At 39.9% G+C, this 23,817-nt stretch carries 18 protein-coding genes and 1 pseudogene; 14 read left to right on the top strand and 5 right to left on the bottom strand.

Features of this window, described 5'->3' with window-relative positions:
* Positions 1-10: 10 nt before the first annotated feature.
* Positions 11-865 (bottom strand): endonuclease/exonuclease/phosphatase family protein, encoded by an 855-nt coding sequence (locus tag IRQ95_RS01180; RefSeq protein ID WP_194435186.1) that lies wholly within the window; start codon positions 863-865, stop codon positions 11-13.
* A gap of 605 nt (positions 866-1,470) precedes the next feature.
* Here IRQ95_RS01180 and IRQ95_RS01175 point away from each other — a divergent pair.
* From IRQ95_RS01175 to IRQ95_RS01165, 3 genes are all read left to right on the top strand, one after another.
* A complete protein-coding gene (locus tag IRQ95_RS01175; protein WP_194435185.1) occupies positions 1,471-2,031 on the top strand; it encodes a CAP domain-containing protein in 561 nt (186 codons plus the stop codon).
* Positions 2,032-2,674: 643 nt separating this feature from the next.
* A complete protein-coding gene (locus IRQ95_RS01170) occupies positions 2,675-3,502 on the top strand; it encodes a PIN domain-containing protein (RefSeq protein WP_194435184.1) in 828 nt (275 codons plus the stop codon).
* A gap of 94 nt (positions 3,503-3,596) precedes the next feature.
* Positions 3,597-4,415, top strand: coding sequence for a hypothetical protein (locus tag IRQ95_RS01165; RefSeq protein ID WP_194435183.1), 819 nt, complete (start codon positions 3,597-3,599; stop codon positions 4,413-4,415).
* A gap of 376 nt (positions 4,416-4,791) precedes the next feature.
* Here IRQ95_RS01165 and IRQ95_RS01160 read toward each other — a convergent pair.
* Positions 4,792-5,058 (bottom strand): annotated as a pseudogene (locus tag IRQ95_RS01160) (carboxypeptidase M32); the annotation flags it as partial.
* 289 nt (positions 5,059-5,347) lie between these two features.
* Here IRQ95_RS01160 and IRQ95_RS01155 point away from each other — a divergent pair.
* From IRQ95_RS01155 to IRQ95_RS01140, 4 genes are all read left to right on the top strand, one after another.
* Positions 5,348-7,204: a recombinase family protein gene (locus IRQ95_RS01155; protein ID WP_194435182.1), complete on the top strand. Its 1,857-nt coding sequence runs from the start codon at positions 5,348-5,350 to the stop codon at positions 7,202-7,204.
* Between the two features lie 367 nt (positions 7,205-7,571).
* Complete coding sequence (locus tag IRQ95_RS01150) at positions 7,572-8,186, top strand: hypothetical protein (RefSeq protein ID WP_194435181.1); 615 nt, start codon at positions 7,572-7,574, stop codon at positions 8,184-8,186.
* A gap of 717 nt (positions 8,187-8,903) precedes the next feature.
* Complete coding sequence (locus IRQ95_RS01145) at positions 8,904-10,259, top strand: hypothetical protein (RefSeq protein ID WP_194435180.1); 1,356 nt, start codon at positions 8,904-8,906, stop codon at positions 10,257-10,259.
* 223 nt (positions 10,260-10,482) lie between these two features.
* Positions 10,483-11,634, top strand: coding sequence for a hypothetical protein (locus IRQ95_RS01140; protein ID WP_194435179.1), 1,152 nt, complete (start codon positions 10,483-10,485; stop codon positions 11,632-11,634).
* A 188-nt stretch (positions 11,635-11,822) separates the two neighbouring features.
* Here IRQ95_RS01140 and IRQ95_RS01135 read toward each other — a convergent pair whose 3' ends face one another.
* Positions 11,823-12,986 (bottom strand): DNA sulfur modification protein DndB, encoded by a 1,164-nt coding sequence (locus IRQ95_RS01135; RefSeq protein WP_194435178.1) that lies wholly within the window; start codon positions 12,984-12,986, stop codon positions 11,823-11,825.
* Between the two features lie 116 nt (positions 12,987-13,102).
* Here IRQ95_RS01135 and IRQ95_RS01130 point away from each other — a divergent pair, with 116 nt between their 5' ends.
* From IRQ95_RS01130 to IRQ95_RS01105, 6 genes are all read left to right on the top strand, one after another.
* Positions 13,103-14,347, top strand: coding sequence for a ParB N-terminal domain-containing protein (locus IRQ95_RS01130; RefSeq protein WP_194435177.1), 1,245 nt, complete (start codon positions 13,103-13,105; stop codon positions 14,345-14,347).
* Positions 14,348-15,043: 696 nt separating this feature from the next.
* The gene (locus tag IRQ95_RS01125) at positions 15,044-15,793 is read left to right on the top strand and encodes a hypothetical protein (protein ID WP_194435176.1); all 750 of its coding nucleotides are present in this window, start codon (positions 15,044-15,046) and stop codon (positions 15,791-15,793) included.
* Positions 15,790-16,020, top strand: coding sequence for a hypothetical protein (locus IRQ95_RS01120; RefSeq protein WP_194435175.1), 231 nt, complete (start codon positions 15,790-15,792; stop codon positions 16,018-16,020). The genes IRQ95_RS01125 and IRQ95_RS01120 overlap by 4 nt, the downstream gene beginning before the upstream one ends.
* Positions 16,013-17,587, top strand: a complete 1,575-nt coding sequence (locus IRQ95_RS01115) for a hypothetical protein (protein WP_194435174.1) — start codon at positions 16,013-16,015, stop codon at positions 17,585-17,587. Before IRQ95_RS01120 ends, IRQ95_RS01115 begins: the two co-directional genes overlap by 8 nt.
* 303 nt (positions 17,588-17,890) lie before the next feature.
* The gene (locus IRQ95_RS01110; protein WP_194435173.1) at positions 17,891-18,751 is read left to right on the top strand and encodes a hypothetical protein; all 861 of its coding nucleotides are present in this window, start codon (positions 17,891-17,893) and stop codon (positions 18,749-18,751) included.
* A 391-nt stretch (positions 18,752-19,142) separates the two neighbouring features.
* The gene (locus IRQ95_RS01105; protein WP_194435172.1) at positions 19,143-19,727 is read left to right on the top strand and encodes a hypothetical protein; all 585 of its coding nucleotides are present in this window, start codon (positions 19,143-19,145) and stop codon (positions 19,725-19,727) included.
* Between the two features lie 205 nt (positions 19,728-19,932).
* On the opposite strand, the gene IRQ95_RS01100 is transcribed toward IRQ95_RS01105, so the two are convergent.
* A complete protein-coding gene (locus tag IRQ95_RS01100; protein ID WP_194435171.1) occupies positions 19,933-21,510 on the bottom strand; it encodes a carboxypeptidase M32 in 1,578 nt (525 codons plus the stop codon).
* 222 nt (positions 21,511-21,732) lie between these two features.
* Here IRQ95_RS01100 and IRQ95_RS01095 point away from each other — a divergent pair, with 222 nt between their 5' ends.
* Positions 21,733-22,362 carry a LysE family translocator gene (locus IRQ95_RS01095; RefSeq protein WP_194435170.1) on the top strand — a complete coding sequence of 210 codons (630 nt, stop codon included), beginning with the start codon at positions 21,733-21,735 and terminating at the stop codon, positions 22,360-22,362.
* Between the two features lie 73 nt (positions 22,363-22,435).
* Here IRQ95_RS01095 and IRQ95_RS01090 read toward each other — a convergent pair whose 3' ends face one another.
* Positions 22,436-23,806, bottom strand: coding sequence for an alanine/glycine:cation symporter family protein (locus IRQ95_RS01090; RefSeq protein WP_194435169.1), 1,371 nt, complete (start codon positions 23,804-23,806; stop codon positions 22,436-22,438).
* Positions 23,807-23,817 lie beyond the last annotated feature (11 nt).

Below are 23,817 nucleotides of genomic sequence, written 5' to 3'. Positions count from 1 at the left end.
TTCTTATCGGTTATTTTTCTTCAAGCTTCATGTCGACAATAAGCGGCAGGTGATCCGCTATCTCATGCCATGCTTTACCGGATACTTTATCTGTCGGTTTTGGCACCTCAATATTTTCAATATCCCATTGCTGAGCATTGCTAGTTAATATGTAGTCAATCTTACGATCTGGGTTCCAAGAAGGAGCGGTATAGGTTAAGTCTTCGTGATCAACAGGCGTGAACCAAGATTGTAGCTCAACATACTCCGGGTTAACTGGCGTTAAGTTCAAATCACCAATGATGATTGGTAGAGCATTAGGTAGTTGCCAAGTCGAGAACGCATCATTTAGCGTGCGAACTTGCGCCATACGCAAAGCAGTGTCGGTATGGTCTAAGTGCGTTGTGATTGCGGCTATTGGAGCGGGGTACCCTGGAATATTAACTTCTACCGAACAAGCGGAGCGTTGCTCTTTGCCTTCCATATTTGGTAGATACATATGCTCGATAAGTTTGATAGGGTGTTTAGAGAGAATTGCTGTGCCGTATTTGCCACCATCGAACTCAATGGCTTCACAAAAAACAAAGTTCATACCGAGTTCATCAGCAATGTACTTAGCTTGGTTTACAGGTGTGGTATTGGAACCACCAAAGTTTGCTGCCGATCGACCTGTGTTGTTGTCCACTTCTTGCAAACCAATGATGTCGGCATCAATTGCTTTTATAGCATCACGAATTACTTGAGTATCACCCATACGTGAAGCCATGATGTTATAAGATGCGACGCGAATTGAGTTGGTATCGACTGGACCATCAATGATGACATTGCTTGCGAAAACACTGCTTGCTGCAAACATAGTAGCAAGCGCTAATAGAGATTTTTTCATGTAATGACCGCCTTAGAATAGTAGAAAGCTATTTCTCATTAAGATTGCTCGCACTATAAACAGGCGGCGTGGGAGGTTATGTGAGTTCTCTCGCACGATAACGGTTATTTATCGTTCTATTATTAATAGGCTGGGTGGTTATCACAAAAAGGCCCGTACCCACAGAGGTGATAGGAGTAGTTGAGTTTGAAATAGAGATTAAATCAATTAAACAAATGCCTACCTCTTTCTTTAGATATGTCTTTGTATAATTCATTGTTTTGGTGTGACAACGAAAAGTGACAGTCCTAACGATTATTGCTGCTACTTATCTCTTGGAGTTCTAATAGTGAGTATTGCGGCAATATATTGATTAAGGTTTTTAGAACATCAATATGTTTATTGATGCAATTTAACTGAATTCTATCCAAATGGTTAAATATGCAAGTTTATGATATTCAAGTGTTTATATTTCAACTAAACGACACACATATAAATGACAGTTTTGTGTAAGTATTTAGTTAGGCATTAATGTTTCATATGGTTATTTTATGGTCGTTTGTTAGCTTATTTGGCGAAGTTATATGAAAGAGCGTGTTCTCTTTGCTATTTAATAAGGAACGACGATGCCAACCAAGATATTTGTACCTATTCTCGCTTTGCTTCTAAGTGCGTGTGGTGGAGGGGAAGGGGGTTCTTCTCAATCTAATCAAACTGGCACCCAGCCGAGTGGCGGATCACAAGCCTCAGATCCAAATGATCCACAAGCGACGTTTGCAGAACAAATGCTTGCAGCGGTGAACAGCGCTCGTGCAACGTCACGTCAGTGTGGTTCAACATATATGCCGCCAGTAAACGCTCTCACATGGGATTATGACTTGGAAAGTGCCGCGTTTAGGCATTCTAGCGATATGGCGAATGGCGATTTTATGAGCCACACCGGCTCGGATGGCAGTACGCTGACAGATCGTGTAAATGCGACGAACTATGCTTGGAGCCGTATAGGGGAGAATGTTGCGGTAGGACAGACTTCAATTAATGCAGTGGTCAACGCTTGGTTAAACAGTGAAGGGCATTGTATGAATATAATGAATGCCGATTTTGAGCAGATGGGGGCTTCGCTGGTGGAGAATCACTCGGGAGCTTATGGTTACTACTGGACGCAGGTGTTTGCTAAGCCGCGGTGATTGGGAGCGTTGACGTCTATGTTCATGTGTTGTCATCCTCACCGAATTCATGTTGTGTATGTTTCGCTTGTTGATGAATATTAGTTGGACGAGTCGGTATGACCCGCTTTTAAGGCTTCCAATTTCTTGAATCTTTTCATCAGCGGTTTAGTTACTCTTTGTCTTGGCTATCAATAAAGGACAAAGAGTAACCAGAAAGGCGCTTTTGGCTTCTTTGATGTTGTTCGGCCGGATTTAGGCGTTCCCGACGCCGAAATCCTAAAAATTCTGTCCTGAATTCTTACCTAGGATGATGCATATTTTGGCTGTCTGTAAGGCTCCTCTGGTCAGTAAATGAGCGACTAATGTCGGATATGGTCGTAACTCAGATTTGCCCCTTTGCTTGCTAGCGAAAGCCAACGGCATCCATCTCTTTCCGAGAATTTTCGATAGGTTTTCTAATGCCAAACGTGATCTGTATGGAAATATCCCATGTTGTTGTATTTTCTCGTTCGTGATTTTGGGGCACATAATGATAATCTAATTAAAACATGTGCTTATGCTGAACCTTAGTGCTCGGCATATGCATGAAATATCCCATTGTGGGATGTTGGATTACTTACTTTGGGATCCAATTAATTGTTAAATGCTTATAGGGATACACATGGCAAAGAAACCAGAAATGGATGCACTTCTTTTTATTGATACGAATATACTTTTGGATTTCTATAGGATCAGGAAGTCTGACATAAGCATAAAATACCTAGAGCAAATTGAAGCTTGCAAAGACAGGATTATTACTGGATCGCAGGTGGAAATGGAATACAAAAAAAACAGACAAAAGGTAATTGTAGAGTCTTTAAATCAGTTCTCTAAACCTGATTGGGGAAAGCTGTCCGCCCCAGCATTATTAGCAAGCTTTCAGGCTTCTCAAACAATAGATAAGAAGAAAAAAGAGATTGACGGGCAATATAGAAAAGTTAACGAGAAAATTCAAAAAATTCTAAGTAATCCAAGTCAAAATGATCCTGTTTACCAATCTTTGCAGCGTGTATTTAAGCATTCATCACCATATAACTTAAACAGAGATGCAAAGATTCGTTTTAAGATACGCGATCTTGCAAAAAAACGTTTCGTTCTTGGTTATCCACCCCGTAAACAGAATGACACTTCAATTGGTGATGCAGTTAATTGGGAATGGGTTGTAAATTGTTCAATGGAAAGTGGAAAGGATATTGTAATTGTTACACGTGATGAGGACTTTGGCTCCATCTATAAGGATAAGTCGTATCTCAATGACTGGTTAAAGCAAGAGTTTAGTCAGCGAGTAAGCCGAAAGAGAAAAATCCATCTTACAAATAAGCTCTCTGAGGGCTTGAAAATTGTGCATGCGGCTGTGACTAAAGAGATGGAAGACGCCGAGAATGAACTTATTGAAAATCTGATAATTATAGATGAGGCTCACCGTGCGAGTTACCCTAGTGATGAGTAACAATATAGCATTTAACCAAAGCGCTGTTGTCGGACTATTTGTCCGACACGCTCAAAACCAGCCGCAAAGCGCGGCGTTAAATAGTTAGTCAATAATGTCGAATATAATAGAAATAGACTTTTCGAAAAAGTTAGAGATCACAATTGATAATAAGCTTCCTGTCGGACTTGAAGATCTTTCTTTGTCTTTGTTATCGTTCAACAAGCAGTTCCACAAATTTGTGGAGTCAGAGACCGATGTATTAACAGATGTTGGTTCGGAATTGCTTATTAAAGAAGTGAGAAAAGGATCAATTGTTGTAGAGCTAGTTTCACAGGCAGCCCCTATAGTTCCGTTAATTTGGGAGGGAGGTTCTTTAGCTCAATGGGCAACTGTAGTGCAAAACACTTGTAACTGGTTACTAGGTAATACTACTCAACCTCCCAAAGAAATGACCAAACAAGATTTGCAAGAGTGGAACAAAATTGTAGAGCCAATTGCTAAAGATCATGGTTCGCAAATGAACATAAATGTTTCAGACGGCGGTAAGGTTATCAATCAGTTCATTCTCAATTCCACTGAAGCAGCTGCAATACAAAACCGCATCGGTCGTTTAGTTGAAGATATTGATACTCCCCAAGAGAACAAACATCTAAAAAAGGTAATGTATTGGTATCAAACCAAGTTTGACCCCAATTCAGACACAGGCAACAAAGCAATCATCGATGACATTTCAAAATCGGCTTTAAAAGTTATCTTTGAAAACAACGCACTAAAAGAGGCAATGTTACATCCAGATCCATCGTTAGGTAAGCCTTGGCAAGAGCTTGCTTTTGTCGTAGATGTTGAGGTTCAAACTGTAAGAGGCAAACCTAAAATGTACAATGTCCTCAACTATTACCCTGAATACACATTTGACCCAGACGAAGAATAGCCATCTGACACATACGAGTCCTTCTACGGTCAAAAGGCAATAGCAATTTCCTGGCTGTGTTAGCAGCCAATACTCTTGAACAACAAATCATCTACTTCGACTTCCCCTAACTGAAGTTATCCGAAGCAGACGCTTTGAAGCACTAACTCTAACGAACTTTTGTCCAAAAACGCCTCAGATCGACGGACAAAGCCAAAGAAACATGGTTACTTGTTTTCCATAAATGTTAGCCAAGACAAAGAGTGATTGGACAGCCTTGCAGGGTTCACTACGACTTTACGCGGGACGTATAATCCAACTAAACGTACAGAAAAATCGAAAAAAATTGCCTGAAAGATTCCATCAATCAGGCAATAAATTTCTAAGCGTTATCCAATTATGCGTTATTTAGGTAACGACTTCTCAAATGATCTTGGAAGTATTTTGCGTTTAATGTCTCACCGGTTGCGCCTTTCACTAGCTCATCGGTGGTAAGTAGGCTGCCTTTACTCCAAATGTTATCACCTAACCAAGTGAAGATTGGAGTGAGGTCGCCAGAGCGAATCGCGGCTTCGACATCTACCGATTGCTTCATCGCTGCCATAAACTGTGCCGCATACATTGCGCCTAGTGTGTAACTTGGGAAGTAACCGAATGCGCCATCCCTTTAATGAACACTCATACTTACTCTGTACTCAAACAGCGATCTTACGAGTCTCTGTTGACAATTGAGAGTTTGCAATAGTACGTTATTTGAGCGGTTCCAATTCGCTCCTTTTCAAAAGCTCTCAGTAATGTTTTTCATTAATGGGAGGATCCATGAAGCAACACAACAACACTAAATACATTAATTTAATCCTGGCGATATACTCGTTACGCTCCTCGATGTTCCGCAAGCATGGCGTGTTTAGAAGAGAATTTGAAGTTGTTGCGGTATTCACGGAGGTACTGGAATGCTGATAGCTAGTGCCAAGCCTCAAGTATACTCGTATCGACGTTTCTCAAATATAGAGCAAGAACACGGACGTTCGATTGCACGCCAAGATAAGTTTGCTTTAAAAGTTGCCAAAGAACATGGGCTGGAGATCAATCAAGATTTGGTAATGACTGATAAAGGATTTTCTGCTTTCCATGCACAGCACAAATCGCGAGGTGCTTTCGGTGTATTTCTAAAATTGGTCGAAGAGAGCTATGTAGCGGCTGGTTCGATATTGCTAGTGGAGTCCCTAGATCGTTTAAGCAGGGAAAGTCCGATGATTGCGCAATCGACGTTATCCGCTCTAGTACAATCAGATATTACGGTTATAACGACGTTAGATAAGCGAGTTTATAACAAGCAAACTTTTGCCCAAGATCCCCTTGGAACAATGATTTTGTCTATTTTAGAGATGGTGCGTGCACATAATGAATCACTAGTTAAGCAGCAACGCTCAATAGATTTTATACAAGCGGAAATTGCGAAGTTTAACAGCGGTGAAGTTGCTGACGTTGCAGGAAGTATTCCCTTTTGGATCGAGCGAAAGGTTTCAATGGAAGCATGTTCAAAGACAAAGTTTCGTTTAAATGACCAAGCCGACGTTGCCCTGCTAATTGTAGATCTTTATTTAAATCAGAGTCTTGGACTAAGAGAAATAAGCAAAGAATTACACCGTAGAAGCATAAAAGCGCCAAAAGGTGGATCAATGTGGGGTGTTTCTACTATTTCAACGATTTTAGATAACGCAGCATTGTGTGGGCGAAAAGAATTTGTACTCAAATATCTAAGCGATGGGAACGAAGAAACGGAAAAGTACTGTCTTGAAAATTATTACCCAGCCTTAATAACGAAAGATCAATATGACGCTATCCGAGCAATAAAGAAGAGAAAACACAGTGCGATGAGGGGTGACAAAAGTATAAGGGGAGGGGGAATGGTTTATTTGCTTACAGATTATGGAAAGAAATCGGTATGTGGAAAATGTCAACGAAGCATTGGCTCCCAGCCGCAGCGGCAAAAAAATCGGATTCGACGTCGTTTGCATTGTAGTACACATAAAGAAACCGCAAATTGTTGTAAAAGCATCATTCAAGATTACTTAGAAGATGCGTTTTTAGTCTCGGTATCGCGCCACATTGACTACGGTTTGATTGATACGGAGCAACTAGAAAAACAGAAAATAACAGTTGAAGAGCAAATAGCTGAGATAGATGTTCAAATCAGGAATGTTTTAGACACATTAACGATCATCACAGACTCTAATGTGCGAACAAGGCAGAAAGCAGAGTATAAAAAGCTTGAAGAAGAAAAAGAGCAGCTAGCTAGTAAAATCGAAGAAGTTGAAACATACGATATTAGCGCAGACGCGGTTAAAGAGTTCATCCACAAAGTGAATGCCGCAAGAAATTACGAAAATCATGAAGAGCGACGTTTTATAAAAGACATTTTAGTTAAAGCAATCAGAAAGCTAGATGTTCATATGGAAGCGAAAAATCTCAGTGACTATGGCTATAGCAATATTTTTGGTAATGACCGAGTGCATGTAATTGATGTTGACTTCTATTCAAATCGCCAGCTTTCAATTTTCGTTAGTGCGACATCAAATCAATTGCTTTTTACACGCATTTGCGATGAATTCTCTAATGATGCTAGAGGGAGCTTTACTGAACAGCAACTGCAAAATTGGAACAAGTATGGCTATGAAGCACTAATGGAGATATGTAAAACGGACATAATCGACGGTGTTAATGCGCCAGAGAACCTTTGGTTCGCATCTGATTTTGCTGAGTTTATGACTACAGCTATAGCGGAGCATATGGAATCAAATGAATAAGTTATTTTCTTCGTGGTGAGAGTCTTACAGTCGTGTCGGTAAATTGTAAGCCTCTCATATTTTTAAAACTATTGGGACGTGGTTATTGCTCCCGTAACATTAGTGCTTGCTCAAAAAGCTAGCTCGCAAATGCCTAGAACCTTCGTAGACCGACGAATTGACCAATCAGTACTGCAATAGATCAAATTAATCTAATCCGTACTTTGGGCACTTAGACGAAATTTTTCCGTAATTCTAACCTGGAACTCTTTGTCGATTCACATTACAGTTTGATACCTATTGAGTTTCATATTTAATGGAAGCATCATAGACGGAATGCAAACATAGAGTAATTCCGTCTATAAAGCGTTATGGAAATGGAGGAAGAATGCAGTTTCCTGATGGTGTTTATTTATTCTATGTTGAGTCTCAACATGATGAAGCTTATGATAATTTTTCAGATGAATTATCTAAAATTGGTGTTCCATCCGTAGTGTTATCGAGACCAGAATCAGGGTTCTATGCTTGTAACGAATGGCTGATACCGACGACTATAGTAGCTGGGATTTCTGCTGGTTTCTTAAGTGAGGTTGGTAAAGATCTTTATCAGATCATTAAGAATAAAATGTCTGGTTTGTGTGTGAAAACGCTGAGAAAACCAAGAATAGAACCTGTATTCGCGGGAACAGAAGGGAAAATTAGCTCCAATAACCATTATTCATCAGCTTTCTCAATTTATTCGGATGCTGACTTAGGGCGTCGGTTTAAACTACTTGTACCGAAATTTTCAACTGAAGTAGATTACAATAAAATTGTTCACGCTTACCTAGATTTTTTAAAAGACTATAATGATGGCTTAGTCTCTGAAAAGGACATAGGCTTAGACCTTGAGACAGTTATGATTTCATCAACTATTCTTGTTCATTTTAATGATGCGAATCAACAAATAGAATGGCTAGATCACCTGCCTTCGCATGTCAGAGAGGGCATGCAAGTGGTGTGAAAATTTACATAACAAATAAGGATTAAGCGCTGCGCAGCCAGCGTTAAATCCGAAGTGTTGAACAAGCCCGATCCTCTAAATTGTTCGATCTGCTCTAGAAGGGTGGCTTGCCTTAGCGTTTTTCTTAAGGCGAGCGCAGTCATTGCAAGGCAGAGAGTTTCACCTTATCAATGAGTTAACTGTTTTATATTACCTGTTCTATGTGCTGCATCTCCTCATTTTCATGATGGACATTCGCCTTATTATCAATGCCTTTCGGCTACCTCGCTCGAGTGATCCCCATGCACATTACTTCATGCTGACATCAAGGGCAAAGCCGTGTCGCTTTGCTTGTCGTTGTGGGCTCTAGTGGCATTGGGCTGCAAAACAGCCTGAGTAACAACAGTTCACTTCATTGTGCGACTTATTGGGGTAAAAATCGTTTCTTATAAAACACCGCCTTGTCCATCAGCATGAAATAGACACATCGCACCAGTTTATGAGACCCTTCTAGGGGACTTGAAGTAAAACCACCTTCGAAGAGAGCGGATAATTTACTTAAGGTTTGTATTCATTAACATGCTACTTAAATCACTTCATTATTACAAAGTAGGCTATTATTTTTACACTATTAATTAATTAGTTTCATTTTTTGATGGTTCGATATAAAAGCCAGCTTGAGGCTTTACACAAATAAAATAATCGATATAATTCAATGCGATGTTGAGGGATCGCAAGGTGCGTACCGCTGTTGAAATATCGCAGCGTCAGGGGGGGTTCGATTCCCTCTCCCTCAGCCCAAGAGGATCTGCTATGAATTACGAAGTTAAGCAAGCTTGGAAAGTGGTAATTCCACTTGCGGAAAGCGAGGCTAATTACATCTCCTCCAACAAATTGTTTAATTGCTTGACGGGTAACAACTTCCTAAGAGCGATTGGAGGTATCGAAAAGCTAGCATTTCGACCAATTGTGTTGCAACCTACGGTGGCTTTTCATAAAGCTCTTTCCAAGTTTAGGGAACAACTAGGCTTCTCTGGCAAAAAGTTTCCATATAAATTTACTGATAACGAAGTCAATATCAATATTCACTACTATGTAGAAGGTTATGTTGTATTGACTGTTTCCTTAAAAAATGCAGTTCCTTGTGAATATGATGACATTGCATTACTTCAAAACTTAACTAAGCAATCAAATGTTAATAAGTTAGTTCTCGCTGCTGGAGGATTAATAAAATCAGGAAAGCTCAAAGGTTTTAAATCGATAAGTTCAATCAAATCATATCCATGCACGATTATATATGAAAATAATGATCAGGTATGCATATCGGAAGAACAATCTGTTGAAATATTAACCAGGCACTCTGGTGCGAATATTAATATTGTCAAAAGTGTAATTGAAAAAAACTCTGAGCATCAGCTAAATGCAAGTCGAGCTTTAGTTGATAGACAGGGTTTGTTGCATATAGTTCCAATTTATTTAAATCAAGACAAAGAAACAATTAGAAAATTCAAGAGCATTGCAAATTTATTAGAGCTTTCAATTGTTCTGTCTAAAAGTCTGAATGATGAAAATGTTTTTCATAATGCTGATTACTATAGAGAAATAGGAAAATTAATAAACAATCCCGAACTTGTAATACAACATAGTGTGACAGCAAAAAATACATTTGAACTACTTATAAAAGAATTCAAACTAAAAATTCTTTTGGCTACAAAGATGGAATTAACTCAACCACAAAATGATCCATCTCTAACAAAACGGGAAAATATGACTAATATATACAATACTAATATTCATGGTGGTACTGTTCAAAACATTTCAAATGGAGGTACTAACGTAACACAGTTTGCTGAGTTTAATGGTAAAAATGACGAGCTTTTTGTTAAGCTAATTGAAGATCTTCGTAAGGTTAAAGACCAATTGCAAGAAGCTGAACAAGTTATTAATCTTGTGGGCGAAATGCAGCAAGCTCGAGGTACTGACAACTATAGAGTTAAGTACACTTCATTCATGTCAATTCTTTCAAATCATATGACTGTTCTTGGTCCTATTGTTGGTCCTTATTTGGATGGTTTAACTAAATTGTTAACCTAGCAACATTTAAGGTTCAAGATACTTTATCTTATCCTTAAGACTGTAGAGTAATTGTCTAACAATGAGTTAGTTGTCATAGCTAGCTCACATTTTCCCTTTGTGCGTAGACCTTTTACTCATCTATATATTATTAATCTGAATTTTCGTTAGTCAAAGCTATCCGATTGAATTGGCAAATTAGCATTGGGCGAATGAAGTAGCCTTCATTATAAAGGTAAACTGAGTGGATTTATTTACACCAAGATTCAAAGAAAAAGCACTCCATCCATATTTTGTTAGATTAATCAAAGAGTCAAAGTACGCTCCAGTACGAGAAGTAATCGCAGAGTGGGCGAAGGGAATGGAAGACCGAAAAGGTGAAATGATAAAATTCATTGACGAGTTTCAACTTAGCTTTAACTCCTCATTGTGGGAACTGTATTTAAATAAAGCATTCAAAGAACTTGGCTTTAAAGTTGATTACTCTAAAGAGTCACCAGACTTTTGCTTGACATCTAAAAATGGTCAAGAAATCAATGTTGAAGCAGTCACGACTAATAATGCAAAAAATAGAGACAAGGCATATTACGAAAGAGACGTAGTGAGCGAATCGAGCCAACAAGAAATGGGCGAGTTTTTAGATGATGCAACTATTAAACTACTTGGTGTAATTCGAGATAAAAAGAAACTATTCACTGGCGAAGATCTTAAAGAACACCCTTATTCATCTCTTGAACATGTTAAAAATAAGCCTTTTGTTATCGCAGTGGCTCCATTCGATAATCACTTATCATTTACACAAAACAATATGGCGATTAATCGGGTGTTGTTTGGTATCAACCCTCCAAGACGAAATTATTCTGGAGAGATCGTTCAAGATAAGGTGCAATATGTTGAGAAAAAAAATGGCACTAAACTAGATTTGGGTATATTTACTAATGACTCTTATAAAGAAATAAGTGCAGTAATTTTTTCAACGACAGGCATGTTTGGAAAGGCTATTGTCGAAAGTAAAATCGACGCAATGGTTCGAGCAACAAAGTATAGACAGTTTAGCCTCAAGAAGTTTCGAGCTAATAAAAGGAAGAATGTATTTGGTAAGTCTGAAAAATGTATAAGTGACACGCATGAAATAATATCTCTTCGTTATCTTATTGGGGATATAGTTGGAGGCTCTGATGTACATTTTTGCCACACATCGGAGTGGCGGGAAAGCCATGTAGATGGTCTCCATATATACTACAACCCGTATGCGGAAGTGCCTTTAGATAGAAAGTTGTTCAATACCATACAAATAACCCAAAACAGCTACGACACAAAAGCTGACCACTCAATTCAGATCCACCATGATGGGAGTTTGGTATCTAGGCAAGTTTATACAAATGACGGATGGTAAATAACTTTATTATAAGTTTTTAACGCTAATGATGCTTTTTCTAATTAAAAAATTGCATATTAGTAGCCATATTCTAACATGATCTCGTCCAGAAGTATTGAAGTCGGAGTTTTGTAGCGTTCTATCGCGGCTTTGTGAAATCGCTTGATTATCAGGCGAGCTTGTGACTACTGACAGGCATTTTCAGCTTATTGGTTGATGATTGAGATAAAGTAATCAGCAAGTTTTAGCCTGAAAGTTCTACCGCCACCTGTGGCATTGATCCAATAACTATTGGTAGCGTCACGTTTAAATGCACTGCAATGTTCCCAGTGCGGTGCATTTTTTGAGTAATCTAGCTGAGATAATTTCATACCTGCTTTGTAGTAACAGTGTTCATCTAGAATCATTTTTTGATATAACTCGTGAATCACTATACCCAAAGCTTGCCAAACCTGAAGTGAATTGTGGAAGCCGCTTCTATTGTGTAAAAAATCGTTTTGTAAATTGCTCAGCCATCCTTGCATGAATGCTGAAATTAGAGGAAGGATGTCGCTCAAAAGATGCTGTGTTATTGATTCCTTATTCGGTAGTTGCTTTGGCAGATCTTTACCTATCTTAACTCCTCGTCCGCCTAAACTGGCAAGAATGATGTAAATCAAACTAAATTGCGTTGTCACATATGTATCAGACTTAGTTATTTTACTTAGATTTGAAACGCCTCCCAGTCTTTTTAGCTCGAGCTTGTCTGCCAACATTTCAGCTCCCCAGATTAGAGGTGACTCTGTACTAGAGTTAGCAGATAAAGTGTGGGAATGAACTCTCTTATCGACAGTATTGATACTTGTAATTAAAGATTCAATTTGGCTGATATCCAAAGCGCCCGTTTCTGAGAACAGCAAGCTAAATAGTACTTGAGTTTCAAGAAGCTTTTTTTGTTCATGATTTGTTAGCGGGGTTGTCGTGTTCTTTTGTTTTTTTTTCGTGAATGGGTCAGATAGATCCAGTAATTCACATATCGCACTTATAGACAAAAAACCGTCGATCAATGTTAGATCTTCAGGCGAAAGTACAACTTCATGAAAGTTACTCATCAAAGCTTTCGAAGAAACTTTTCCTTTTGTAGCAAAAGAAAACGTTAGGGTGTCGATGACTAGGTTTTCTTTTATGTGCTTACAAAGCAAATCTTGGATTTTATTTTGCCTGCTTCTGTTTATAGAGCGTCCGTAACCCGATGATAATTTATCAAAAAACTCGTGTTCTTTGGGTAAAACTTCTAAAAGCTGAGCAATGTTAACAAATGCCTGAAGTTTTGATATGCCACTGGTTTTACAGCTTGTACAGATGCCAAGAATCTTTTGGAAATTGTTCATTTCAACTAACGCTTTGTTTTTTATGAATAGTAAAAAAAAAACAAAAAAACAACTTGATCGGGCGCAGTGCCCGATCAAGAATTATTCATCGAAACATACTTTTTAGAAGCGCAACAATGAAAATATCAACGGCGAAAGATAAGAAACTCTATGGTGTCACTACGAGGCAGATCTTTGGTAATGTCACTCATAACAGCTTTAATGGGGTTTACACCATGTCGACAGTGATGTCCGTAGCCGATTTGTTACGAACATGTGCTTTAGATTTAGTGCCGCCACACTTAAAGAAAATGTATAGAGAAATACAACGAGTGGTAACTGCTTCAAGAAGGAATGGATTTGAAGATTACTATTATAAGCACCTCACGGGGACCACCACTGTAGGAGGGGTTATTCCACCAGTTCTGGTCGGCTGTATGTCTGATGTTGTATGTGAATTTTCAGATGACCCAAGACAGAATGATTGCCTCACTGTGCAACCTGACAACAATTTTATTGTGGATGGACTGAACCGATTAATTACGTCGGGTAATATCTTAGGCGGATATGACAATAGTCTTATCAAAAAACAGAGTGATTCAGATGGACGCTTACAGCGTCGAGTTGAATTAGCCAGATTGTTGCCTGATTTGAGCATGCAAGTTGTATTTATTTTTCGTATAGATAAAGCTCTGGAAGCAAGAGACTTTTCACAAATATTTTGTGACGTCAATGGTCAACAGCAACCTATCAGTACAAATAAAATTATGAAATTGGCGAGAACAGATGTTGTTGTCGATTTAGCTCGAGAAATAGGAAATCTGCCATGTATTACTGCGCACGGAGGTATGACTGATGAGCGCTCTAGAGTGACGGACAAAAGTGAGTTTGTAGTTAGTCTCGATATGTTAACTCGCTTTGTGCTAGGAGCTGTAGGCGGCTATAAACTGCAGTCTCGAGTTCGTGGTGTTAGAGAAATGCAAGATGGTACGATGCTTTCTGAAAAGCATATTTCAGAGATACGTGATGACTTGTTGATGTTTTTCTCTGTGTGGGTAGAGGAGCAAGAAGATAGCTTTTCGGCGAATCGGGATGGCTTTCAACTCGTAACGACATTAGTTCAAGGCTTAGGTCTTGTATTTCATCGAATTTGCAGCTTAGCGCGAGAGTTACCATCTGCCGAGCGAACTAATTTGATTTTCAAAGCTGCGAAGGGATTGGGAAAGCTAGATTACACACGTAAAGCGAATCATTGGCAAGATTGTAGCTGTGTATATTTTAATTCTGTTCAACAGAAATATATCGTAAGCACTGGCGGAGCAAGTACTAGGAAGCAGTTTGCTGAGCACTTATGTAAAAAAGCAGGTATTAGCTTTGATTAATATGTGTGCGCTACGATCAAAGAGCATCTGTGAGCAGTGATAAAAGAATAGTATAGTCAGAGAGAGTTAGTTATTTCGAGATAGACCAGGTCTAGATTAGACTTACTGACTTACTGACTTACTGACTTACTGACTTACTGACTTACTTATTTATATGGATGGGCTCATTTATGTCCATCAAAGTAGTGCTCTCAATTTGTTGCTGTGCAAGTGTTGACATATGAAGCTGTGAGTGATAGCGTAAAATAAACCATTGGCTTGTGAAGCTCGATGGTCCTCAACAATAACTAGCAGCTCAAAATAACAGATGCTATCGATAGCACACTAGCCACGCTGCACATCATCAAGCAAGCGCATATATATGCGAGATGAATAATAATAACATCATAAGATAATATAATAATAATTAGACTCAATTAACGCTGATCTTCATGTAGAGATTAGTGATTTGCGTCAAATCTAAGTTGATGTTGTTGGATCTTTCCCATGATGGGTTTAATCGAAGCTTTATTTGCCTCAGTTAGTGAGGAAAATGAAGATGTTATTTTCAAATAAACAGCTTGTAAAAAAGCACTCTCCAAGTTTGTATTCAATAGCTCTATATAAAAGAGTCTGTCCATCTGCTTGTCTGGCAAACACCGTTAGATGTGATACTTCATACATTACAGTCGTCTTTCAGGATAGGGAGGGCTGGTAATGAGTAATAATAACTATCAAAACATCCGATCTAACGAGGATTTTCATCAACTGTTAGTCGAACACTTCAAAATTAAAGATCCAACAAAGCTTAAGAATACATGGGACAACTATTATCAAACGTATATTCGATTAACAGAAAATCGTTCAAAAAACATAACTCGAACACAATTCCACTCAGTTATTCAAGGGAAGTTTAATATAGCATCGTTTGCTTATGATCTTCTTTCGAAAGAAATTACTGTTCAGGACGAGTATTCTGATTGTCCCGTTTGGTATTCGGTGTTAGCAGATAGCATAAAAGAGAACTGCCTTGCAAAGTGGCAAGAAGCCCAATCTCACATTCAGGATGAAATTCGGACTCAAGTTCAACTGGCACATGAGCGACAACGCTCTGCTGAGTCCGTGAATATTGAGTTAGAAGAATATATAAATACTCTCTTTGTAGAAAAAGAAAACCTTGTGTCTCATATTAAACAGCTTGAACAAGAGTTGAAAATTAAACAAGAAGAATTTCTTATTCGTAATCATAAGCAAGAAGAACTCGAGATTGAAAATGCAAAGTTGCTAATGATCAAAGATGAGTTACAAACCCAGAGAGAAGATATTGCGAAACTGCAAGGTAAGTATGAAGCAATAACTTTAGAACGCGATGAATTGAAGCGCCAGCTACAGCATCAGTTTGAACAGCTTAAAGAGTTCAATATAAGTAAATTATGCTCCTCTTCTGATGAGGAGGAATTGTTTTGAATATAGAAAAAGGCAAGGGCAGTAGCCCTTGCATCATCGTAAAAGTGACGTCATTCGCCAAAGGTGAAGTGGGGGAAATCAAGCAACATTGGGAAATGTTACGCTTGGGTAACCCGCTACGCTTTCGTCACACTTTTGCTAAGCAAAAGATGAACGAAAGCCGCGGGCGAGAGAAGTATCTCTCGACTCTCTTGATTCAACCTCCTCAAGGAGGTTGGAATGACTAGTCAAACAAAAGTTATCCGTCTATTCCATCGTCATGTTAATTTTAATTCTACTTCAAAAAGTCGTCGTGGATGTGAAAAATCGCTCAAACATTCATTGCGAATATCTCTAACAACTGAATCAGTCAAAAATCTTGAATGGAATCCTGACCTCACTGGCAATAACTTACTATTTACCAATAATAAGCTTTATAGGTTAAACAGGCATATTACAGATGACCAAAGATGGAAAATACTTCTTGGAATTGCACCTAAGGCTAAGGTAAAAAATCACAGGAAATATCAAACACAGCATCGACAATATCGGCATAAGCTTAAGAAATTAGTTAAATCCGAAAGGGCGCGTGGTAATGAGCAAGGTGCTAAGTTTATAGAAAGCATAGTAAATGAAAAAGATAAAATTACTCGTGTTCACTTGAAAGATATCCAGGTAGTTGGGCTGTCTAGATTAAAGCAGCGGATGAGCACTATTAAAAAATATGCGATATCACATAATATTTTATGTCACTACCCACCAAGCTCGAATAGCACAGTGGTACAAGAAGGTATTTTCAAAATACCGCATAAATGGAACGTTACTTCTAATGATATATCGCTAGTAGAGTATATTGCAGCGACAAAACAGTTTTTAGAACAGCATTTTCCTGACCATTCGATTAAAGCAATTGTAGGGCATGACGATGAGCGGTCTTCGAATGAAACAACGGGTATGCACACTCACTACTTTTTGGCTGGTAGAAACAACAAGACGGGTGAGTATGATTTGAGAAAACGTCAAATTTTACTAGTTAACGAGTACATTACTAAACAACGGATAGAAGATGAACTATTACCGATAGATGGGAAGTTAAGTCATGCGCAATCGAGATCTTTGGGTCACTATTGGCAGTGTTTGGTACAAACATTCATGAACACTAAATTGCTGAACCCTAAAGGTTTAGATGCAGAGTTTACTGAAGAGACTGAAAAAAAGACCGAACGGTATCAATCTATGCTTCGCCAAGCAAAACTTCCTAAATCACAAAGAGATTTTAACTATCAGACTCGCCTAATGGAGAGTTTAACAGCTGAAGTACAAGAGCTAAAAGATGAACGAGCAGACGAATCCGATAAATTTGATGCGATGGTCAGTCAGCTTGATACGTTACATGCTAATCTCAAATTAAAAGCGGACGAACTCGAAGAAATCGAGCGAAAGACAAGCTATTACCAACTCGAACTTCAAGAAGCCACAAATCGCTATATTTATTATGAAGAGCGTTTGTTAGAAAAAAACGGTGAACTCGCTCAAGCTGAGTTATTGTTAGCTGAAAAAGAAGCTCAACTAGTAGGTGCAGATCAGCGAACTAAACAGTTGATTAAAGAGATTTTAGTTGATGCTTATATGCTGATGCAAGCTAAGCATAAAAAGTATCCGAGAGCAGTTCGAGAGTTCACAGAACAAATCGCAGAAAAGCTTGATTTTGATGTGTCGGCTGAAATTCGTCAGTTGCTGCTTGCCGCAGATATTGATTTGGATTTGTTTGAAAAGGGGCAGTCAAATCGAAATAGCAGAGGTAGGGAACGATAGTTGAAGCTTAGCTAGTCGTTAAGGAGATGCCGTTGAGTCATCGTAGTCGTATGGTGACTCATATCACCTCATTCAAGCCTTTTCTTTAATTAAAAGCCTATGCGTTAGCCGCTTACATTAAACTATGCAGATTAACAGTATAGTTTGGATTTGACGTTCTGATTCTTAAATATAACCCACTGTTTATAATGAAAATTTCATTTAAACTTGTGATAACAAAGAACTAGATAGAAAAATTAGCATTTAAATGTAGAAATTTAAGGTCTAATGACAGTTATACTGTTCTCATAAGTGAGGAGTATTTTGAACGTATTCAATAATCGAGAATTAGCCTCGGCGACTATCATAATTGTCTTCTTTGCTTTGATGATGATTAAAGACTCAGAAGTACGACGTTCGCTAGGTTGTATTGCCCGATCTATGCTACAGAAGACAATTATCATTACGCTTGCGACACTAGCCGTTTATACAATCTTCGTGGTTTTCTTACTTGAGCGTATTGATGTTTGGAATGTTGGTCAGTTAAAAAATACCATATTATGGTTTGTGTTTGTCGCATTCGTTCAGCTATTAAAAACAACGAAAGTTAGCGAACCTATCGAGTTTCTTCGAGAGTCCTTAAATAGTCAGTTAAAATTAATAGTGCTTGTTGAATTTTTGGTGGCATTTCATTCATATAGTTTTGTGGAGGAATTAATTTTAGTGTCATTATTGACGTTTCTTAGTTTTTGCAGTGCTTTCGCCGTGAAACCGAAACATCTACCAGTGAAAAAAGTAGTCGATGTAACCATCGCTATTTTGGGGCTGTTCTTACTCATTGATTCGTTGCTAAACATCTATAGCGAACCAACTAAATTTTTCAGTATCGGGACATTTCGTGATTTTCTCGTCCCCATGTTGCTATCTGTTAGTTTGCTGCCATACATCTATTGTTTTTACTATTTCCTTGCGTACGAACGGGCATTTTTGAAAGCAAAAATATACACTAAATCTAAGTCTTTACAGAGGTATGCAAAAATCAACTCGTTTATCGCGTTTCGTGCTCAACCAAAGCTAATTCATCAGTGGATGCTTTACTCTTGCATTACAGAGTTTGAGTCTCGTGAAACGATTAAGGAGTCTATTGAGCAATTTAAAGCAAATCAGCGTGAAACAACGGTATAACAAACATATGAGCCTTCTACCTGTCAATGGGCGATAACATCCCGCTGACTGCGTTATAAGCCAATGATCTGCGAACAACAAAGTTTATCTATTTCGTTTTGTCATTTCGGTCATTAAGTATTGCTTGCGACAAACACATATTGAGGATCTCTTATTGCAGTCTCTCCGCTGGCAACCAACATTGCTTGGGTCGCTATACACTTATTGGTTAACCTCAGCACGCTCTATTCAAAAAAATGGTTAAACAGTTGTTTTCTGGTTATCTTCAGGCTCAGTTGAGGTGTAAGCAACTCTGCTGATTTGGTTATTTGGGTTTAGTGATTACGCAGACTTGCTCAGGTATCATAATAGTTATCTGCACTTTAGCAGGCGTTTGGTATCAGAGGTTAACATGATGAAAATTGGAGTAAGAGTTACCGATCATTTTGGTAAGACAGCATTAAAACCGAAAGATGAGGATTACGTAAAGGCATTGATTTCGTTTTTTTCTTGGTTTTTACCTGCTTTTCTATTCGTGCTGTGGAGTTCTTATTGTTACCCTGAATCTGAGTTTTATTCTAAGGCTATTAATGAGGGTAAAGCGCCAAATTTTTGGAATTTAATCGGTAGTCTAGGGGTGTTACTCTTTGGGGCATGTTTGCTGCTTCCCAAAACACGTGGTATTTCTTATGTTACAAACAGGGTTTTATTAAATACGTACTCTGTTGGCTGTTTAACTTTAGGGTTGGTTGTAGGTCAATTGTTTTTTCTGCCCTATGACACGTTAACATGGTGGCAAGCAGGGCTTTTCGGTTCAGGAGTAGTAGTTTCTTTATTTTTTGTCATCTGCTTTAACCTAATTGTTTGGTATCTTGCATTTCTCACATCAAGATATAGCCAATTTCTAGATAAAATGGCAACGTTATCAGTGTTCTATAGATTACCCATCTCATTGACAGTGATGTCATTGATGGTGTACTTGCTGCTAAATGCATAACAAAACCCTTTAGACTGACAAACAAACACTGGGCATTTTAGGTCTGGTTTTGCAGGGTGTTTGAGGTGTTCAATTTCGCTGAGCGGCATGTTTGTTAGCCACCTAGTTTGCCGTTAGCTATCAGATAAAGCTAATTAGAATAACTAGCATGAATATCGAGTGTCCATTTTGAGTCCGCGAAAGCACGCGGACTCTGCACATTGGTTTATGCTTTGTCTAGATATCGAGTTCTCAAATGATCTTTGAAATACGCAGCGTTGAGTGTTTCACCAGTAGCTTGCTTGACTAACTCATTAGTCGTTAGCAAGCTACCTTTGGTCCAAATGTTATCACTAAGCCAAGTGAAGATAGGAGTTAGATCACCGCTTCGAATTGCAGCGTCCACATCAACGGTTTTCTTCATCGCAGCCATAAATTGTGCTGCGTACATAGCTCCTAGTGTATAACTTGGGAAGTACCCAAAACTTCCATCGCACCAGTGAATGTCTTGCATACACCCATCTTTATAGTTATGTTTTGCAAGGCGTTTTCCATTAGTGTTGACTGTTCCCTTGACATCTGTCCAGTGAATATCCTGCATACAGCCATTGCTGTAGTTACCCTCGGTTGATAGGCCAAGGTATTGCTGCATTTTCAGGTTCCAAAGTTCTGGAACGTCAGTGTGCTTGATGTTGCCGTTAATCAAATCGCGTTCAATCTCGTAACGCAGAATGACGTGCGCAGGGTAGGTGAGTTCATCGGCATCGACGCGGATGAAATCTTTCTTCACACGAGTGTAGAGCTTTTGGAAATTCTGCTGCGAGAATAGCTCAGGACTGGCAGTGTTAAAGTGCTTGCCGGCAAGGTTTGCTAAGTGCGCAATAAACGCATCGCTACGGCCTACTTGCATCTCAAAAAACAGTGATTGTGATTCATGAATGCCCATTGAGCGCGCTTCGCCCGCTGGTGTGCCAGCTAGTGCTTTTGGCAAGCCTTGCTCGTAACGCGCGTGGCCTGTCTCATGCACAATCCCCATCAGTGATTGCACAAACTCATTTTCATTGTAGCGAGTGGTAATACGCACATCGCTTGGTACGCCACCACAGAATGGGTGCACGCTTTCATCGAGGCGGCCGTGCTCGAAGTCAAATTGCAGCAGCTGCATCACTTCAAGCCCCAGTGCCTTTTGCTTGTCAGCGGCAAATTGACCAGTTGGCTCAATAAAAGCTTCACTCGCCTGCTTTTCAATCACTTGATCGATCATCTCTGGTAGCCAAAGTTTCACATCTGCGAATAAAGTATCGAGTGACGCTGAACAGGTTCCCGGTTCATAGATGTCGAGCATAGCGTCATAAGGCGTCAAGCCATTTGCATCAGCGCGTAACTGCGCTTCTTCTTGCGAGAGCTTTACCACTTCCGCCCAGTTCTTTTCAAAACCTTGCCAGTCGTTTTGTTTACGTTGTGTGCGCCATGCGTGCTCGCATTTTGAACCGGCCAGTGACTTCGCCTGAACGAGATCTTCAGGCAGTAAATTCGCCTGTTGCCACTGTCTTTTTAGTTCGCGCAAACTTGCCGATTGATCGGTGGTTAGGGGTTCTTGTTCCGCTTCGGCAAACCAGTCTGCCAGTTGCGGTTGCGTGTGTAGTGAGTGAATGTGAACGGACAGTTCTGCCATTGCTTCAGAACGCGCTTGATTACCGCCACTTGGCATCATCGAAGCTTGGTCCCAACCGCAAATGGCGGCTAGGTGATTAAAATGGGCAATTTTCTTTGAGTGAGAAACCAGTTTTTCGAATGCGCTCATCGGGTTAGGCCTTCTAAATAGGAAAGATACCTCAGTCTAGCAATCAGTGTGGCGAAGATAAATTGTTTGTTGTGACAATTTATTCAAGTGACTTAAAGGTGCTGGATTCAAAGCATTGCCACTGATACGAGTGCAAGGAAAATTGCGAAGGGGCATAGTGAACTATTTCCAAGTCGCTAAGTTAGCGGTATAAAGAAAGTACAACTACAAGGACGCAGCAGTATGATTGTCAATTTTGAAGCTTTTTTAATCGCGATTACTATTTTAACTTTAACTCCAGGTGTGGATACCGCACTGGTGATTCGTAACTCTTCACGCGGGGGCGTGGTGGATGGTGCGACAACCAGTTTGGGTATTTGTTTGGGCTTGTTTGTCCATGCAACGTTTTCCGCTATTGGTATTTCAGCGCTGTTGGCTCAATCGGCACAGTTGTTTGCTGCGGTCAAATTGGTAGGCGCGGCGTATTTGATTTGGTTAGGCTTCTCGAGCTTACGAGCTTTGACGAAAGGGCAGGCGATGCCTTCAGAATTAACCTTGAACCAGCAGAGCTTGAATTTAAAGCGTTCATTGCGCGAGGGCTTTCTTTCTAACGTATTGAATCCTAAAACCGCGGTTTTCTATCTTGCTTTCTTGCCGCAGTTTATTAATCCAGAAGGCTCAGCTTTTGCCCAGTCACTGCTTATGGCGGCGATTCACTTTGTGATAGCGATGATTTGGCAATGTGGTTTAGCTGGCGCTTTAGATACCGCAAAAGGTTTGCTTAAGAGCAGCCGTTTTATGACTTGGATGGAAGCGACAACCGGTGTTGTGCTGGTGGCGCTGGGCGTCAAGCTGTTGCTTGAAGATAAATAGTGTTGAGAAAAATTAAAGATAAAAAACGCGGCTAAGTAGCCGCGTTTTTTATCGCTTGAATTTAGTGACGAGGTTAGGCTTTCACTGAGTCCAGTGTGCTCTCGTTGTTGGCAGAGAAGAATATTTTCGTCTCTTCAATCACCACTTGGCGCAGAGCAATCAGGCCAATCAGGTTAGGGATTGCCATTAGGCCATTGACGATATCCGCGATAATCCAAATCATATCTAGGTGCAAGAAAGCGCCTGATGCGACGAGTGCTACGAAGATAATTTTGTAAGGTAGAACCGCTTTAGTACCCAATAGGAAGACAACACAACGCTCACCGTAGTAGTTCCAACCCAAAATGGTGGTGAAAGCGAAGAACATCAGGCCAATAGAGATCAGCATTGGACCGAATGTGTCCATATTCAAGCCAACCGCAAACGCGTGAGTTGTCATCGCGGCGCCAGCGAAGTCGCTTTGCCAAGCGCCGGTAAGGATTAGCGCAAGACCAGTCATGGTACAGATAATGATGGTATCAATGAACGTACCTGTCATTGAAATCAAACCTTGTTTTACACAAGAGTCTGTTTTCGCAGCCGCTGCTGCCATAGGTGCACTACCAAGACCAGATTCGTTAGAGAAGACACCGCGAGCAATACCAGATTGGATAGCCAGCATAATGCTTGCACCCAAGAAACCACCAGTTGCTGCTGTTGAAGTAAATGCAGAAGTGAGCACGAGTTCAACGGCTGGTAGTAGTTGGTCGGCATTCATGATGATCACGCTCAAACACGCTAGTACATAGAATAGCGCCATGGTTGGTACCACTTTACCTGCGACTTTTGCGATAGACTGAATACCGCCTAGCGTTACAAACGCCACCAGTAGAGTCAAAACACTGGCTGCAATTTCACGGGAAATACCAAACGAAATCTCAGTTGCGTCAAGGATGGCATTCACTTGCGGGAATGTACCGATACCGAAACACGCGACGCCAAGCGCAAAGATAGCAAACATGATCGCTAACGCTTTTGAGCCTACACCATATTGTAGGTAGTACATTGGGCCGCCAACCATTTCACCATTGTCGTCGATACGGCGATATTTTACCGCCAGTAGACATTCAGCGTATTTGGTTGCCATGCCGAATAGGGCAGCGAGCCACATCCAAAATAGAGCACCAGGACCACCCAGTTTGATAGCGGTAGCAACACCGACGATGTTACCTGTACCAATAGTGGCAGAGAGCGCAGTACACAGTGCAGCGAAGCTCGATACATCACCTTGTTTATCCGAATCGTCTTTACTGAAGATCATTTTAAACGCGGTTGGCAGGTATCTAAATTGCAGTAGACCTAGACGAAAAGTGAAGTATATACCTGTACCAACTAATAGAATTAGTAGTGGTGGACCCCAGACAAAGTCGTCGATAGTTTTTAGTAATGTATGAAGGTTATTCATGGTTTCCCCTT

It is taken from the genome of Vibrio fluminensis (genome assembly GCF_015278125.1).
Classification (GTDB): domain Bacteria; phylum Pseudomonadota; class Gammaproteobacteria; order Enterobacterales; family Vibrionaceae; genus Vibrio; species Vibrio fluminensis.
The sequence above is the reverse complement of the archived record's forward strand: the minus strand, read 5'-3'. Positions and strand labels throughout refer to the sequence as shown.

Coding starts and splice junctions, on each gene's coding strand:
- IRQ95_RS01150 (WP_194435181.1), top strand. CDS start 7,572: ATGCAGTTTCCTGATGGTGTTTATTTATTCTATGTTGAGTCTCAACAT.
- IRQ95_RS01095 (WP_194435170.1), top strand. CDS start 21,733: ATGATTGTCAATTTTGAAGCTTTTTTAATCGCGATTACTATTTTAACT.
- IRQ95_RS01175 (WP_194435185.1), top strand. CDS start 1,471: ATGCCAACCAAGATATTTGTACCTATTCTCGCTTTGCTTCTAAGTGCG.
- IRQ95_RS01180 (WP_194435186.1), bottom strand. CDS start 865: ATGAAAAAATCTCTATTAGCGCTTGCTACTATGTTTGCAGCAAGCAGT.
- IRQ95_RS01170 (WP_194435184.1), top strand. CDS start 2,675: ATGGCAAAGAAACCAGAAATGGATGCACTTCTTTTTATTGATACGAAT.
- IRQ95_RS01105 (WP_194435172.1), top strand. CDS start 19,143: ATGATGAAAATTGGAGTAAGAGTTACCGATCATTTTGGTAAGACAGCA.
- IRQ95_RS01090 (WP_194435169.1), bottom strand. CDS start 23,806: ATGAATAACCTTCATACATTACTAAAAACTATCGACGACTTTGTCTGG.
- IRQ95_RS01130 (WP_194435177.1), top strand. CDS start 13,103: ATGAAAATATCAACGGCGAAAGATAAGAAACTCTATGGTGTCACTACG.
- IRQ95_RS01115 (WP_194435174.1), top strand. CDS start 16,013: ATGACTAGTCAAACAAAAGTTATCCGTCTATTCCATCGTCATGTTAAT.
- IRQ95_RS01125 (WP_194435176.1), top strand. CDS start 15,044: ATGAGTAATAATAACTATCAAAACATCCGATCTAACGAGGATTTTCAT.
- IRQ95_RS01100 (WP_194435171.1), bottom strand. CDS start 21,510: ATGAGCGCATTCGAAAAACTGGTTTCTCACTCAAAGAAAATTGCCCAT.
- IRQ95_RS01135 (WP_194435178.1), bottom strand. CDS start 12,986: ATGAACAATTTCCAAAAGATTCTTGGCATCTGTACAAGCTGTAAAACC.
- IRQ95_RS01165 (WP_194435183.1), top strand. CDS start 3,597: ATGTCGAATATAATAGAAATAGACTTTTCGAAAAAGTTAGAGATCACA.
- IRQ95_RS01155 (WP_194435182.1), top strand. CDS start 5,348: ATGCTGATAGCTAGTGCCAAGCCTCAAGTATACTCGTATCGACGTTTC.